Source organism: Thioclava sp. JE_KL1, from assembly GCF_009296265.1.
Classification (GTDB): Bacteria; Pseudomonadota; Alphaproteobacteria; order Rhodobacterales; family Rhodobacteraceae; genus Thioclava.
In genome coordinates this window covers 100,499-114,466 of sequence record NZ_WBJS01000002.1, presented here as the reverse complement: position 1 = coordinate 114,466, position 13,968 = coordinate 100,499, and the positions used below count along the sequence as shown (strand labels likewise).

The following is a 13,968-nucleotide window of genomic DNA, read 5'->3' as shown; positions in this document are numbered from 1 at the left end:
CCGGCGTATTTCCCGGTCTTTACCGCTTCTTAGGCGCTTGCGCGGATGCTTGGCTCGAAGGCGAAGGAGGGGCAGATGACGAATCGAGACGCGAGGACCATGCCGGTGCATCGTGATGAAGATAGCCCGCTGAGCTTTGCGGCTGCCGAGCAAAGCCGACAGGCCTTGGCTATGGTGCGCGCGGCGATCGACCGGCAAGACGTCATGCTGGCCTATCAGCCCGTGATCCAGACCTGTCGCCCCGACCGACCCGCGTTTTACGAGGGCCTGATCCGGGTTCTCGATGATCGCGGGCGCATCATCCCCGCGAAGGAGTTCATCAACGCGATCGAACGGACGGAGGTCGGGCGGAAACTCGATTGCCTCTCGCTCGAACTGGGTCTGAAAGCGCTTCTTGGGCAGCCGGATCTGCGCCTGGCGATCAATATGTCGGCGCGCTCGATCGGCTATGCGCCCTGGACCAAGGTTCTCAATCGCGGCCTCGCGGTCGATGAAACCGTCGGCGAGCGTCTCATATTGGAGATTACCGAAAGCTCAGCGATGGAAATTCCCGAGCTCGTCAGCATCTTCATGGAGGATTTGCAGGCCCGCGGCGTCAGTTTCGCGCTCGACGATTTCGGGGCGGGCTACACGTCTTTCCGCTATCTGCGAGATTTCTACTTCGACATCATCAAGGTCGATGGGCAGTTCATCCGCGGCATCTCGCACGATCCGGACAATCAGGCGCTGACGAAGTCGCTGCTCGACGTGGCGCGCCATTTCGAGATGTTCACAATCGCCGAAGCGGTCGAGTCGCTGGAGGATGCCGAATATGTGGCAAGCCTCGGCGTCGATTGCATGCAGGGCTATTACTTCGGCGCGCCGACGATCCACCCCCCGTGGAGCCAGTCTCACGAACCGCAACGGAGACGTGCATGACCCCAGCCAGAGCGCAATAAACTTGCGCTAACAATTTCCCGAGCGACGGGATTAAGCTTGACCTCTCGTTCCCTTCCGCCATGCTGCGCAGCAGCAGAACGGACGCGCTTTCGCGCCCGCTTAAGTGATGAGGAGGATCCCATGACCAATGTCGTCATCGTCTCGGCCGCGCGCACGCCCGTCGGCTCGTTTTTGGGCGCGTTTGCCAATACGCCCGCACATGACCTCGGCGCCGCCGTGATCGAGGCCGTCGTCGCCCGCGCCGGGATCGAGAAGTCCGATGTATCCGAGACGATCCTCGGTCAGGTGCTGACCGCGGGCCAAGGCCAGAACCCCGCCCGCCAAGCCCATATCAACGCGGGCCTGCCGATCGAAAGCGCCGCCTGGTCGATCAACCAAGTCTGCGGTTCGGGCCTTCGCACGGTCGCGCTCGGCGCCCAGCACATCATGTGCGGCGATGCCGATATCGTCGTCGCAGGCGGTCAGGAAAGCATGTCGCTCAGCCCCCATGTCGCGCATCTGCGCGCGGGTCAGAAGATGGGCGACATGAAGATGATCGACTCGATGATCAAGGACGGTCTGTGGGACGCTTTTAACGGCTATCACATGGGCCAGACCGCCGAGAATGTCGCGACCCAGTGGCAGATTTCGCGCGAGATGCAGGACGAATTCGCGCTGGCGTCGCAAAACAAGGCCGAGGCCGCGCAGAAGGCTGGCAAATTCGCCGACGAGATCGCCGCCTTCACCGTGAAGACGCGCAAGGGCGATACGGTCGTAGATCAGGATGAATATATTCGCCACGGCGCGACGATCGAGAACATGCAGAAGCTGCGCCCGGCCTTCGCCAAGGACGGCTCGGTGACCGCGGGCAACGCGAGCGGCATCAATGACGGTGCGGCCGCGGTGCTGCTGATGTCGGAGGAAGAGGCCGAGAAGCGCGGGCTCACGCCGCTGGCCCGCATCGCCTCCTATGCGACCGCCGGGCTCGACCCGTCGATCATGGGCTGCGGCCCGATCCCGTCCTCGCGCAAGGCGCTGGAGAAGGCGGGCTGGAAAGCCTCCGATCTCGACCTGATCGAAGCTAACGAGGCCTTCGCAGCGCAGGCCTGCGCGGTGAACAAGGACATGGGTTGGGACGTCAGCAAGGTGAACGTCAATGGCGGCGCCATCGCCATCGGCCACCCGATCGGCGCCAGCGGCGCGCGAATCCTCAACACCCTTCTGTTCGAGATGAAGCGTCAGGGCTCGAAAAAAGGCCTCGCCACGCTCTGCATCGGTGGCGGCATGGGCGTCGCGATGTGTATTGAAGGCCTCTAACGGCAAAAAAATGCTGCATCTGCAAAAAGAGCGCGCAACTTTGTTGCGCGCTCTTGTCATTTTCGGTAACAGCATTTCAAGGGCATTCCATTTGGAGGAGGAATCATGGCGAGAGTTGCATTGGTCACCGGCGGATCGCGCGGCATTGGCGCGGCGATCTCGAAGGCGCTGCAGGCGGCGGGCTACACGGTCGTCGCGAACTATGCCGGCAATGACGAGGCTGCGGCCAAATTCACCGAGGAGACGGGGATCAAGACCTACAAATGGTCGGTCGCCGATTACGACGCCTGCGCGGCGGGGATCGAACAGATCGAATCCGAGGTCGGACCGATCGACGTTCTGGTGAACAACGCGGGCATTACCCGCGACGCGCCCTTCCACAAGATGACCCGCGAGCAGTGGAACCAGGTGATCGACACCAATCTCAGCGGCATCTTCAACATGACCCATCCGCTCTGGACGAAGATGCGCGAGCGCAAGTTCGGCCGGGTCGTGAACATCTCATCGATCAACGGCCAGAAGGGCCAGTTCGCGCAGGCGAATTACTCGGCGGCGAAGGCGGGCGATCTGGGCTTCACAAAGGCGCTGGCGCAGGAAGGCGCGCGCGCGGGCATCACGGTGAACGCGATCTGCCCCGGCTATATCGCGACCGAGATGGTCATGGCGGTGCCGGAGAAGGTGCGCGAGTCGATCATCGGCCAGATCCCGGTCGGTCGTCTGGGCGAGCCCGAAGAAATCGCGCGCTGCGTGGTGTTCCTCGCATCCGACGATGCGGGCTTCATCACCGGCTCGACGATCACCGCGAATGGCGGTCAGTACTTCATCTGATTTCGCCTCTTGGCATTCTCGACGGAGGCCCGCATTTTGCGGGCCTCTTTGTTTTGGCGGGGACAGCATGACACGCGGCAAGGCCACTTCGATCGGGTTCACGGCGGTATTGCTGTGGGCGCTGCTGGCGCTATTCACCGTGGGATCGGCCCCGGTGCCGCCCCTGATGCTGAACGCGCTCTGTTTCGCTTTGGGCGGCGCGGTGGGCGTGATCTGGCTGGTTGCAACCGGTGCGCTGGGGCAGCTGCGGCAGGTGTCGTGGAGGGTCTATCTCGCCGGGACCGCGGGGCTGTTCGGCTATCATTTCCTTTATTTCTCGGCGCTGCGCCTCGCGCCCCCGGCCGAGGCCGGGCTGATCGCCTATCTCTGGCCCCTGCTGATCGTGCTGTTTTCCGGGTTGCTGCCCGGCGAGCGGCTGACGCTTTGGCATGTCGCGGGGGCGGTGCTTGCGTTTGGCGGAGCCGCGCTGATCCTCGGGGGCGGGATTTCCGCCGATCCGGCGGCGCTGCCCGGCTATGGGCTGGCGTTGATTTGCGCGCTGACATGGTCGAGCTATTCGCTGCTGTCGCGTCGCTTCGGCGCGGTGCCGACGGCGGCGGTCGCGGTCTATTGCCTCGCGAGCGCGGCCCTGTCGGCCGTCGCCCATCTTGCGCTGGAGCCGACGATCTGGCCTGCGGACGCGATCGGCTGGGCCTCGGTGATCGGCTTGGGGCTGGGGCCGGTGGGGCTCGCCTTCTACACATGGGACCTCGGGGTGAAGCGCGGCGACATACAACTTCTGGGTACGGCCTCCTACGCGGCCCCTCTGGTCTCGACGCTGGTGCTGGTCGCCGTCGGGATCGCGAGCGCCCGCCCGACCCTGCTGATCGCGGCGGCGATGATCGCCGGGGGCGCCGGGCTGGCGGCGCTTGGCGGTCGGCGTCGGCGCGCCGCGCCCCCTCCGCCGGATATGACCGGGCAGGAGATACCGCGGAAGGGTTCGACCTGAGTCGCCGCGCGCTAACAGGCCCCTTTCAAACGACACGGGCCGCCCCGAAGGACGGCCCGATTAAACTCGTGGGAGGGCCCTCAGGCCGTTTCGAGGCGGTGGATTTCCTCTTTTAGCCTAAGTTTTTGCCTTTTCATCTGAGCGATTTCGAGATCGTCGATGCCGGGTCTGCGCGAAGCGCGCTCGACCTCCATCGACAGAGCCTCATGTTTTTTGCGAAGTTCGGTGATATGCGAACCAAGCGACATGGCAGTCTCCTCTCCAGTTGTCAGCCCGTCGATTGCAGCACAGGTTTTGAGTCGTGTCACGGAAATGTCGTATAGCGACGGGTTATCCCCAGCATTTTCGCGAAATCTTGCGAAAGCGTTAACGCGGAATCGGCAATTTTTGACCTTCGCGCAGGATTTCGCGCGCAATTTCCGTCAAATCCTCTGCATCGCGTGAGTGCATCGGCGCCGAGTGCAGGATCAGCGGCGCAAGAAGCTGCAGCGGGGTCCGCGCACCTTTGCGCGCTGTGACGATCACTCGGCGCGCCGTGCGACCGACTCGGGGCGCGATCGGCAGAACGGTGATCGCGCCGGTCCGACCGTGCAGCCCCACCAGCAGATCCGCCAGCCGGTCGGCCTGCTGGATCAGCGTGATCCGCCCCTCGGGCTTGAGCCGTCGCAGCCCCGCGTCGAGCCATGCGCTGATCGGCGTCGCCTCACGCTGCGCACGCTCGCGCCCGGGATCGGCGGCGGGCGTGCCATCCTCGGGCCCGAAATAGGGCGGGTTGGCGATGACGTGATCGAAGCTGCGCGCGCGCAGATCGGCGGGCATCTGCGCCAGATCACCCTCGATCACCTCGAGCGCGACCCCGTTCTCCGCCGCGTTGCGCCGGGCCAGATCGGCATAGGCGGGCTGCAGTTCCATCCCGCTTTGCGCAAGCCCCGGCACCCGCCAGCCAAGACACAGGCTCGCCACCCCGGCCCCGCAGCCGAGCTCCAGAACCGACTGGCCCGCCTGCGCCGGACAGGCCGCCGCGAGCAGGACCGGGTCCATCGCCGCGCGGTAGCCCGCGCGCGGCTGGGCGATGCGCAACCGCCCGCCGAGAAAGCCATCGACTGTCAGTTCATCGGGCCCGAACCGGTCCATAAGCCTCAATCCGATTTGATCTCATTGTCGCGCAGAACCGCCTGCGCCATGAACATGTCGCTGTCGCGCACCATCAGGCGGCGCGGAAGGATTCCGAGCGAGCCTTCCAGCACGCTCGTATGGACGTCGAGTTGAAACGTGCTTATACCCTCGCCCTCGAGAAGGGCGGTCGCCATGGCCAGTTTCACCGGGTCCGTGCTGCGCAGTAGCTCTTTCATATCCCTCACTTACGGCCCCTTGCGAGGGCTGTCGAGATGAGGCAGATCGAAGGGATGAACATGAGCCTCGACGACAAGCCCGACAACACGGCGAAACCGCATGACCGGCTCGCGGAAGCCTTGGCCAGCGACATGGCGGCGGTGGATGCGCTGATCGCCGAGCGCATGGCCTCGGAGAACGCGCCGCGCATCCCCGAAGTGACCGCCCATCTGGTCGGCGCGGGCGGCAAACGGCTGCGGCCGATGCTGACCGTCGCGGCGGCGCGGCTGTGCGGCTACGAGGGCAATCTGCATCACAACCTCGCGGCGGCGGTCGAGTTCATCCATACCGCGACGCTGCTGCATGACGATGTGGTCGACGAGAGCAAGCAGCGCCGGGGCCGCCCGACCGCGAACCTGCTCTGGGACAACAAGTCGAGCGTGCTCGTTGGCGATTATCTCTTCGCGCGGTCGTTCCAGCTGATGACCGACACCGACAACCTGCGGGTTCTGTCGATCCTGTCGAACGCCTCCGCCGTCATCACCGAGGGCGAGGTGCTGCAGCTCTCGGCCGCGGAAGACCTGAACACGACCGAGGACACCTATTACAAGGTGGTGCGCGGCAAGACAGCCGCGCTGTTCTCGGCGGCGACCGAGGCGGGCGCGGTTCTGGCCGGTGCGCCGGAGGATCAGATCGCGGCGCTGCACGATTACGGCGAAAGCCTCGGGATCGCGTTCCAGGTGGTCGACGATCTGCTGGATTATCTCAGCGATGCCGAGACGATGGGCAAGAACGCGGGCGACGATTTCCGCGAGCGCAAGCTGACCCTGCCGCTGATCAAGGCGCTGGCGAAAGCCGACGCGGACGCCCGCGCCTTCTGGACCCGCACCATCGACAAGGGCGACCAGCGCGACGGCGATCTGGAGCATGCGCTGGAGCTGCTGCACGCGACCGGCGCGCTAGAAGAGACCCGCGCGGCGGCCCTCGAATGGGCCGATCGCGGGCGCGAGCGGCTGAAGGTGCTGCCCGAGAGCGAGTTGCGGCAGATGCTGGACGATCTGGCGGATTACGTGGTGGCGCGGCTGCGCTGAGGGGGCTCTGCCCCCGCCCTGCGGGCTCCCCCGGGATATTTAGGTCAAGAGGAAGAGGCGCGGCTTTGGGGCTGCGCCTTTTGCGTCTGATCGCCGAGCATGCCAGACGCGTGCCACCAGTCGGGGCGACGTTGGGCCAGCATCGCCTCGGCGGCCTGCGCCCCGTCCAGCGTCTCGAACAGCGCGAAACAAGTAGCGCCCGAGCCCGACATCCGCGCGAGGCGGCAGCCGGGCAGCGTCATGAGCCCGTCCAGAACCTTCCCGATCACCGGGGCGGAGGCGATGGCGGGGGCCTGCAGGTCGTTGCGCTGGGTCGCGAGCCAGTCGATGCAATCCGGCGCGCCGGTGAAGGTCGGAAGCGTCTCAGGCATCGGGGGATTGTCCTTCGAATCGAGGCCTTTGAAGATCGCAGGCGTCGGCACCTCCACACGCGGGTTGACCAGAAGCACGGGCAGCGGCGGCAGCGGCACGGGGTCCAGCACCTCGCCGATACCACGCACCCGCTGGGGCTGCGGCGTCAGGCACATCGGCACGTCTGCCCCAAGCTGTGCGGTCTCCTCCGGAAGCGGCTGGCCCCAAAGCGCAGCCAGCCCGCGCAGCGCAGCCGCCGCGTCTGACGATCCACCGCCGATGCCCGAGGCGGGCGGCAGATGTTTGTCGAGATGGATTTCGGCCCCCTGCCCCGCCGGGCGCGACAGGAGGGCCGCGGCCTTCAGCACGAGATTCGACGGGTCGGCAGGCACGCCCGCCGCCTCGGGCCCTGCGACGCTGAGCGAGAGCGCGTCGCTCTCGCGCAGCACCAGCCGATCGCCCATCGGCCCGAAGGACACGAGACTGTCGAGCAAGTGATAGCCATCGGCCCGCTGGCCGATGACGTGGAGCGTCAGGTTGATCTTCGCCGGCGCGAAGGCGTCAATTATTCGCATCGCTCGCGGGAGTTTCCGGGGCAGCCTGAGCAGTGTCTTTGCTCGGGCCCTTATCCTCGAGCGGCGGTAGACCCTGCTCCTTGCGCAGTTGATCCAGACCCACCTCGATCTTGCGGCGGATCGCGTCGGGATCGAGTTCCTCGGTGGTCTCCGCATCGTCGGTCGCGAAGGACAACGCGCGGCGCCACTGGAATTTCGCCTCGCGCTGACGGCCCACGGCCCAGAGCACATCGCCCAAGTGGTCGTTGAGCAGCGGGTCGCGCGGCTCGAGCTCCACGGCGCGCTCCATCTTCTCCGCAGCCTCCTGATAATGGCCAAGCTTGAACAGTGCCCAGCCGAGGCTGTCGATGATGAAGCCCGCGTCGGGACGCTCGGCGGCGGCCTTGCGGATCATGTCGAGCGCCTCGTCGAGATTCTCGCCCTTGTCCACGTAGGAATAGCCCAGATAGTTCAGCACCGAGGGCTGATCGGGCGAGAGACGCAGCGCCTCGCGGAAGCCCTTCTCGGCCTCGTCCCAATTGCCCGAGCGTTCCTGCGCGATGGCGCGCGAATACCAGACGAACCAATCCTTCGGCTCGGGCTGGCCGAGCAGGTCGATCGCCTTGTCATAAGCTTTCGCGGCCTCGGCGAAGCGGCTCTCGCGGCGCAGCGTGTCGCCCAGAGTGGTCCAGACGCCCACGAGCTTGGGACGGCTGCGCGACAGGTTCTCGAGCACTTCGATCGCCGCATCGTTGCGCCCCGCGCGCACCATCGATTCCGCGCGCCCGATTTCGGCGGCGTGATAGATCGGGCTGTCGGGTTTGATGTCGGCATAGGCTTCGATAGCAAGATCGTATTGGCCCTGCTGGTCGAGCATCGACGCGGTCAGCAGCGTCGCATCATCCATATCGGGCCGGATCATGTTCGCCAGCCGCGAATGCACCAGCGTGAACGTGTCGGGCGCATCCCCGATCAGCGCCTGCGCGACCGAATAATAGACCTCCGCCACGCCGTCGGACGCGTTGCGCACGACGTCGAAGGGCAGCGTGTCGCCCGCCTCCAGCTTGGTGCGAATGTCCTTCAGCTGCGGGTCGAGATCCTTGCCGAAGCGATCCTCGATCAGTTTCAGCGCCTCTTTGTTCTTCTCGAGCTGCGAGAGCACTTCGACATGGGCCAGCACACCGCGGCGGGTCGAGGTGATCTTCTCGCCGTGCTCACCGCTCAGGATCGCATCGGCGCCTTCGTAATCGCCGACCAGCGCCAGCGCGAGCGCCTTGTGGAATCCCGCGAAAGCCGCGAGGCCCTGCTGCTTACCGACTTCGTCGAAGGCCGCGGAGGCGTCGGACATCTTGCCGTCGCCCGCCAACGCCCAAGCCTTGGTCAGACCGCCCACGAGCGGCCCGGGATCGGCACCGCTGTCGAGAAGCGCGAGCGCCCCGCTCCAGTTCTTGTCATGTGCAGCGGCCGCCAGCGCCGTGAGCGCCGCGATCTGGCTGCCGGTTCCAGCCTCCACCATCTGCTGCGCAAGCGGCGTGGCGCGGTCGAAATCGGCAATCGCGATCTCGGAGACGAGCGTCGCTTCCGCGGTCGCGCCGCTGGTATCGCCACTGGCCATCAGCTGACGGTAGTAATGCGCGGCCTCGGCGAAATCGAATTGCTGCGACGCGATGCGCGCGGCGAGATAAGCCCCCGCCTCTGCCGGGCTCGGGTCATTCGCGGTGTCGCCAGCATCGCCTTTGGCCTCGGCGTCATCGGCAGCCTGCGCTGCATCTTCGGCGCTGCCCGCCTTGGGCGTATCCTGTGCCAGCAGCGGCATCGGCGCGGTGGAGCCCATCAAGAGGGCGAAGAGCGCAAGGCGCAGCGGGGTCTTCAAACTCGACACGAAACGGTCCTCTCATTCGGGTTGAAATCGAGCGTAACGGCGCGCTGCGGGCATTACAATGAGCCGAACCACCGCACGCGGGAAGCCGCCTGCGCAGACACGGCGTTGTGATGAGGGAATTGACGGAAATCGGCCGCGCGCGGATAGTCAATGGCACCTTCGAGGGACATGAGGAAACCACGAAAGGTCCGGAGGCTATGCGCATCTACCATTTGCAGACCCGGCGACTTTAGGTTTAACGAATTTCATGAATAATTACCCCTACGTTGAAAAGCGATCGCCTCGTGACCGATAGCCCAGTCAAGTTCATCAATGCCAAGTCACCCGACATGACTCGTGTTTCGGCTTTGCTCGATCTCTGCAGTGGCGAAAACAGCTGGGCGAACCGCGGCCCCCTTTACCGACAGCTTGCAGTGTCATTCGCTGCGCATTTCAGCTTGGGGTCGGAGACAGCCGTCACGCCTTGCGCGAACGCCGGAATTGCGCTGGAAGCAATCGCCAAGCTTCTGGCGCTGCGCGAGGGGCGCGCGCTGCGATGGGTCGGCTCCGCGTTCAGCTTTCAGAACCTGGGACGCGGCCACTTCGCCGATATGCGCTTCGTTGATTGTGACGATCAGGGGCTTCTCGACCTGGATCAGTTGAAGGCGCTTCCCCAAGACAGTTTCGACGGGCTCGTCGTCGTGAATCCGTTCGGCCTTCATCGGGACTTCTCCGCCTATATCGAATACGCCAAGGCCACCGGGAAATTCCTGCTTCTGGATAACGCGGCGGGGATCAGCCGCGATATGCCCGATTGGCCGTGGCAGGCGCTCAGCCTGCACCACACCAAGCCTTATGGCATGGGCGAAGGCGGTCTTGCGATTACGCCCGCGGAGCTATCCGAAGAGTTCTACAGCCTGATCAATTACGGCGCGGTTCCGGCAGAGCCGTCTTGCTGGGTGAACAATGGCAAGATTTCCGACATTTCCTGCGCCTTCCTCATCGATCGCCTCGAGCGGGTCGACACTTGGGAGAAAGAGTATTTCGAGCAGGCCGAGCGCGTCCATGACATCGCGCGCGAGCTTGACCTGCGCCCTTTGACGCCATTCAACATCGGCGCGCCCGCCATGAGCTGGGGTTATCTTGCAGAGATGGAAATTCCTTTGGAAACGATCTTGGACAGCAAACAGCTGACCTTCGGAAAATATTACAAACCGCTGGCTGACCTGCCGAAGACGACGGAGCTGTATCGCAATCTCGTCAACATCCCGACGCATCCCGATGTCGCCCTGCTGAGCGACCGGGATTTGCGGGAGGCAATCGAGCGCCTGCTCTGAACTCAGGCGGGATCGCTCTTGGTCTGGATAACCTTCGCGGGGACTCCCACCGCGACACTGTTTTCGGGAATTTCCCGGACCACAGCAGCCCCCGCGCCGATCACCGAAGCCCGGCCGACAGGGATGCGTTGAATGATGCTCGCCCCGGTGCCGATCTCGACTTCCTCCGCCAAGCGGACATTGCCCGAGATATTCGCCCCCGGGCTGATCGTCGAGAAGGCCCCGATTTCCACATCATGCCCGACCGTCGCGCTGAGATTGACGTGAACGTGATCGGACAGCTCGATATCGGTCGTCAGGCAGGCGCCTGCGCAAATCACGACACCGTCGCTCAGCCGGACATTCTCACCGAGCCACGCCCTAGGATGTACCAGCGCCGGAAAAGCGTGTCCGCGCGCACCCAAACGGGTCGCAATGCCCTTGCGTGCAGCCGGAGACCCAATCGCAATGACAACATCCGGCAGCGGATCGTCCCCGAAGTGGGACAGATCAGAGGAGACCGGCAGCTCGTGGACCGTCTCCGGGTGCACAATGCCGGGATCAACCGCAAAGCCGAGCACGTTCCAGGTCGGCCCCTCCGCATTGATCGCATGAATCACCTGAAGGACTTCGCGCCCGAACCCGCCGCAGCCATAGATCACGATGTTTCGCATGGGCACAAATTCCTCCTCGAAGCCGGGTGCGATCAGCCGAAGCGCTCTTTCAGAATAGCGAGAAAGCGCAAGACATTCTCGGTTTCCTGCTCTTTGGCCGCTGCCATGTCGGCAATCAACTGATCGCGTGTCTCGCGCGCCCAGTCGATCTCCTCCTCACCATAAGCGACCCCGTGCTTCAACTCGAAGCCGTCCCGCCAGTCTTCCGCACTCAAGCCGGGACGCGGGACGACCACCGGCACACAGCCCGCCAGCGCCGCGTAATAGGCATACATCGTGTAGAGGTCGTGGCAGTAGAAAACTTCGGTCTTATTGAAGACCTCGGCGATTTCTTGGTGACTGAGACCGTCGAGCGGGATGGCGCGGTCGCCTTCCGGGATTTGCGAAATCGTATCCGTTCCCTTCCGGATCATCCGGCAACTGCCGGAGCGCGAACGGTTTTCATCCCGATAGACGTCCTCGCGCAGCCACCGCACCCGCAGCAGACGATCGGGTGAAACGGAGGCCACACCTTCGGCGAAGGCTTCCTGATAGAAGAAGACTTCCTCGCTCGGATCGAGGGTCTCATTGCCGCCCAACAGGCCGGGGCGGTTCAGCAGCCAGCGAACTACGCGCTCGGCTTCGAGCGGATTACCCCTGACCGTCTCCGGATAGACAATGATCGCATCGTCAAGGACCGCATCGGAGGCCACCGGCACATCCATGCTCTCATGCGCGGAAAATTCCGGCAGCTTCCGGCGATAGTTCCAGCGCTTCAACGCGCCAAGCCACGCGGGGCGCAGGGACCGGTAGGTCTTGCAGGGCTGACTCGCATAGGCGTCGACGCCAAGGCTCCGCAAGCGGTCGATCAGCGCGTGGAGCACGATCTGCCCCCCGCTGTTTTCGTCGAAGGGGCGACAGACCACGACGATCGGCCGGGTCGGAAACGAGCCAGTCGGAGCTTGTGTCGGCATATTCGGCCTTCCCAGAGTCCGGTGCAAAAAGGGGCCCGCAGGCCCCTTTCGCGATCACATGTTCGGGTAGTTCGGTCCGTCGCCGCCCTGCGGGGTGGTCCAGTTGATGTTCTGGCTCGGGTCCTTGATGTCGCAGGTCTTGCAGTGGACGCAGTTCTGGAAGTTGATCTGGAACTTCGCGTCGTCGCCCTCGCCGACCACCTCGTAGACGCCCGCCGGGCAATAGCGCTGCGCGGGTTCGTCATATTTCGGCAGGTTCACCGAGATCGGGATCGACGGATCCTTCAGCTTCAGGTGGCAGGGCTGGCTCTCTTCATGGTTGGTGTTCGAGAAGCTGACATTGGTCAGGCGGTCGAAGCTCAGCTTGCCATCGGGTTTGGGGTAGTCGATCGGCTTGAACTTGCTCGCCTCGCCGGTCGCTTTCGCATCCGATTTGCCATGCTTGAGCGTGCCGAACAGCGAGAAGCCGAAGACATCGTTGGTCCACATGTCGAGCCCGCCGAAGATCAGCGAGGGGACCATCCCCCATTTCGACCACATCGGCTTCACGTTGCGGACCTTCTTGAGGTCGTTCGCGATCGGACCCGAGCGCAGATCGGCCTCATATTCGGTCAGTTCATCGCCCGAACGGCCACCTTTGATCGCCTCTGCCGCAGCTTCCGCCGCCGCGATGCCCGACAGCATCGCGTTATGGTTGCCCTTGATGCGCGGCACGTTCACGAGCCCCGCCGAGCAGCCCAGCAGCACCGCGCCCGGCACGGTCAGTTTCGGGATCGACTGCCAACCGCCTTCCGAGATCGCCCGCGCGCCGTAAGCCACGCGCTTGCCGCCCTCCAGAAGCTCCGCGACCATCGGGTGATGCTTGAAGCGCTGGAATTCCATGTAGGGATACAGATGCGGGTTCTCGTAGTTCAGGTGCACCACGAAGCCGACATAGACCTGATTGTTCTCGAGGTGGTAGATGAACGATCCGCCGCCCGCATTGCCGTTCAGCGGCCAGCCCATAGTATGGGTCACGGTACCTTCGCGGTGCTTCTCCGGGTCGATCTCCCAAATTTCCTTCATACCGAGGCCGAATTTCTGCGGGCAGTGACCGTCGGAGAGGTTGTGCTTCTCCATCATCACCTTGGCGAGCGAGCCGCGCACGCCTTCGGCGATCATCACGTATTTGCCGCGCAGCTCCATACCCGGCTCGTAGCCCGGGCCTTCCGTGCCATCGGGGTTCTTGCCGAATTCGCCCGCGACGACACCGGCCGCCCGATCGCCGTCCCAAACGATTTCCGACGCGGCCATGCCGGGGAAAATCTCGACGCCAAGACCTTCGGCCTGCTCGGCCATCCAGCGGCAGACATTGCCCATCGAGACGATGTATTTGCCGTGGTTCGACATCAGCGGCGGCATCGGCCAGTTCGGGATGCGCATCGCCCCGGCCTCGCCCAGCATGTAGAAATTGTCCTTCTTGACCGGCACGGTGATCGGCGCGCCCTTGTCCTTCCAGTCGGGGATCAGCTGATCCAACCCGCTGGTGTCGAGCACCGCGCCCGACAGGATATGCGCGCCCACTTCCGAGCCCTTCTCGAGCACGACGACCTCGAGCTCCGGGTCGATCTGTTTGAGACGGATCGCCGCCGAAAGCCCCGCAGGCCCCGCGCCCACGATCACCACATCATATTCCATCGACTCGCGCGTCACATCGGTCATGTCTGTCGAACCCCTTGCTGGTCGTCCTAGCTGGCGTCCTGCCTAGCCTACCTCGCGTAACGAGGCAATTGTTACGCTGCGATG

14 protein-coding genes are annotated in these 13,968 nt (G+C 64.1%); 6 read left to right on the top strand and 8 right to left on the bottom strand.

Going from position 1 to position 13,968, the window contains the following annotated elements:
* The first annotated feature begins 75 nt into the window (after positions 1–75).
* From F8R15_RS03360 to F8R15_RS03345, 4 genes are all read left to right on the top strand, one after another.
* Entirely contained in the window at positions 76–918 is an 843-nt protein-coding gene (locus F8R15_RS03360; protein WP_152843548.1) for an EAL domain-containing protein, read from the top strand.
* A gap of 141 nt (positions 919–1,059) precedes the next feature.
* The gene (locus F8R15_RS03355) at positions 1,060–2,235 is read left to right on the top strand and encodes an acetyl-CoA C-acetyltransferase (protein WP_078548959.1); all 1,176 of its coding nucleotides are present in this window, start codon (positions 1,060–1,062) and stop codon (positions 2,233–2,235) included.
* A 105-nt stretch (positions 2,236–2,340) separates the two neighbouring features.
* Positions 2,341–3,063: a beta-ketoacyl-ACP reductase gene (locus F8R15_RS03350; protein WP_078569828.1), complete on the top strand. Its 723-nt coding sequence runs from the start codon at positions 2,341–2,343 to the stop codon at positions 3,061–3,063.
* A 67-nt stretch (positions 3,064–3,130) separates the two neighbouring features.
* Positions 3,131–4,051, top strand: a complete 921-nt coding sequence (locus F8R15_RS03345) for a DMT family transporter (RefSeq protein ID WP_152843546.1) — start codon at positions 3,131–3,133, stop codon at positions 4,049–4,051.
* A gap of 80 nt (positions 4,052–4,131) precedes the next feature.
* Here F8R15_RS03345 and F8R15_RS03340 read toward each other — a convergent pair whose 3' ends face one another.
* From F8R15_RS03340 to F8R15_RS03330, 3 genes are all read right to left on the bottom strand, one after another.
* Positions 4,132–4,299, bottom strand: coding sequence for a YdcH family protein (locus F8R15_RS03340; protein WP_078522525.1), 168 nt, complete (start codon positions 4,297–4,299; stop codon positions 4,132–4,134).
* Between the two features lie 118 nt (positions 4,300–4,417).
* Positions 4,418–5,185 carry a tRNA1(Val) (adenine(37)-N6)-methyltransferase gene (locus F8R15_RS03335; RefSeq protein WP_152843543.1) on the bottom strand — a complete coding sequence of 256 codons (768 nt, stop codon included), beginning with the start codon at positions 5,183–5,185 and terminating at the stop codon, positions 4,418–4,420.
* Between the two features lie 5 nt (positions 5,186–5,190).
* A complete protein-coding gene (locus F8R15_RS03330) occupies positions 5,191–5,403 on the bottom strand; it encodes a DUF2007 domain-containing protein (RefSeq protein ID WP_075773958.1) in 213 nt (70 codons plus the stop codon).
* Between the two features lie 36 nt (positions 5,404–5,439).
* Between F8R15_RS03330 and F8R15_RS03325 the strand changes: the two genes are divergently transcribed.
* Complete coding sequence (locus tag F8R15_RS03325; protein WP_253732370.1) at positions 5,440–6,474, top strand: polyprenyl synthetase family protein; 1,035 nt, start codon at positions 5,440–5,442, stop codon at positions 6,472–6,474.
* A 44-nt stretch (positions 6,475–6,518) separates the two neighbouring features.
* On the opposite strand, the gene F8R15_RS03320 is transcribed toward F8R15_RS03325, so the two are convergent.
* Both F8R15_RS03320 and F8R15_RS03315 read right to left on the bottom strand, forming a co-directional pair.
* On the bottom strand, positions 6,519–7,400 hold the full coding sequence (locus F8R15_RS03320; protein ID WP_152843541.1) for a 4-(cytidine 5'-diphospho)-2-C-methyl-D-erythritol kinase: 882 nt from the start codon (positions 7,398–7,400) through the stop codon (positions 6,519–6,521).
* Complete coding sequence (locus F8R15_RS03315; protein ID WP_152843539.1) at positions 7,387–9,261, bottom strand: tetratricopeptide repeat protein; 1,875 nt, start codon at positions 9,259–9,261, stop codon at positions 7,387–7,389. The genes F8R15_RS03320 and F8R15_RS03315 overlap by 14 nt, the downstream gene beginning before the upstream one ends.
* A gap of 329 nt (positions 9,262–9,590) precedes the next feature.
* On the opposite strand from F8R15_RS03315, the gene F8R15_RS03310 reads away from it, so the two are divergent.
* A complete protein-coding gene (locus F8R15_RS03310; RefSeq protein WP_253732400.1) occupies positions 9,591–10,577 on the top strand; it encodes a DegT/DnrJ/EryC1/StrS family aminotransferase in 987 nt (328 codons plus the stop codon).
* A gap of 2 nt (positions 10,578–10,579) precedes the next feature.
* Here F8R15_RS03310 and F8R15_RS03305 read toward each other — a convergent pair whose 3' ends face one another.
* From F8R15_RS03305 to F8R15_RS03295, 3 genes are all read right to left on the bottom strand, one after another.
* Positions 10,580–11,230: an acetyltransferase gene (locus F8R15_RS03305; RefSeq protein ID WP_152843535.1), complete on the bottom strand. Its 651-nt coding sequence runs from the start codon at positions 11,228–11,230 to the stop codon at positions 10,580–10,582.
* A gap of 32 nt (positions 11,231–11,262) precedes the next feature.
* A complete protein-coding gene (locus F8R15_RS03300) occupies positions 11,263–12,093 on the bottom strand; it encodes a hypothetical protein (RefSeq protein ID WP_152843533.1) in 831 nt (276 codons plus the stop codon).
* A gap of 144 nt (positions 12,094–12,237) precedes the next feature.
* On the bottom strand, positions 12,238–13,884 hold the full coding sequence (locus F8R15_RS03295; RefSeq protein WP_152843532.1) for an electron transfer flavoprotein-ubiquinone oxidoreductase: 1,647 nt from the start codon (positions 13,882–13,884) through the stop codon (positions 12,238–12,240).
* Between the last annotated feature and the right edge of the window lie 84 nt (positions 13,885–13,968).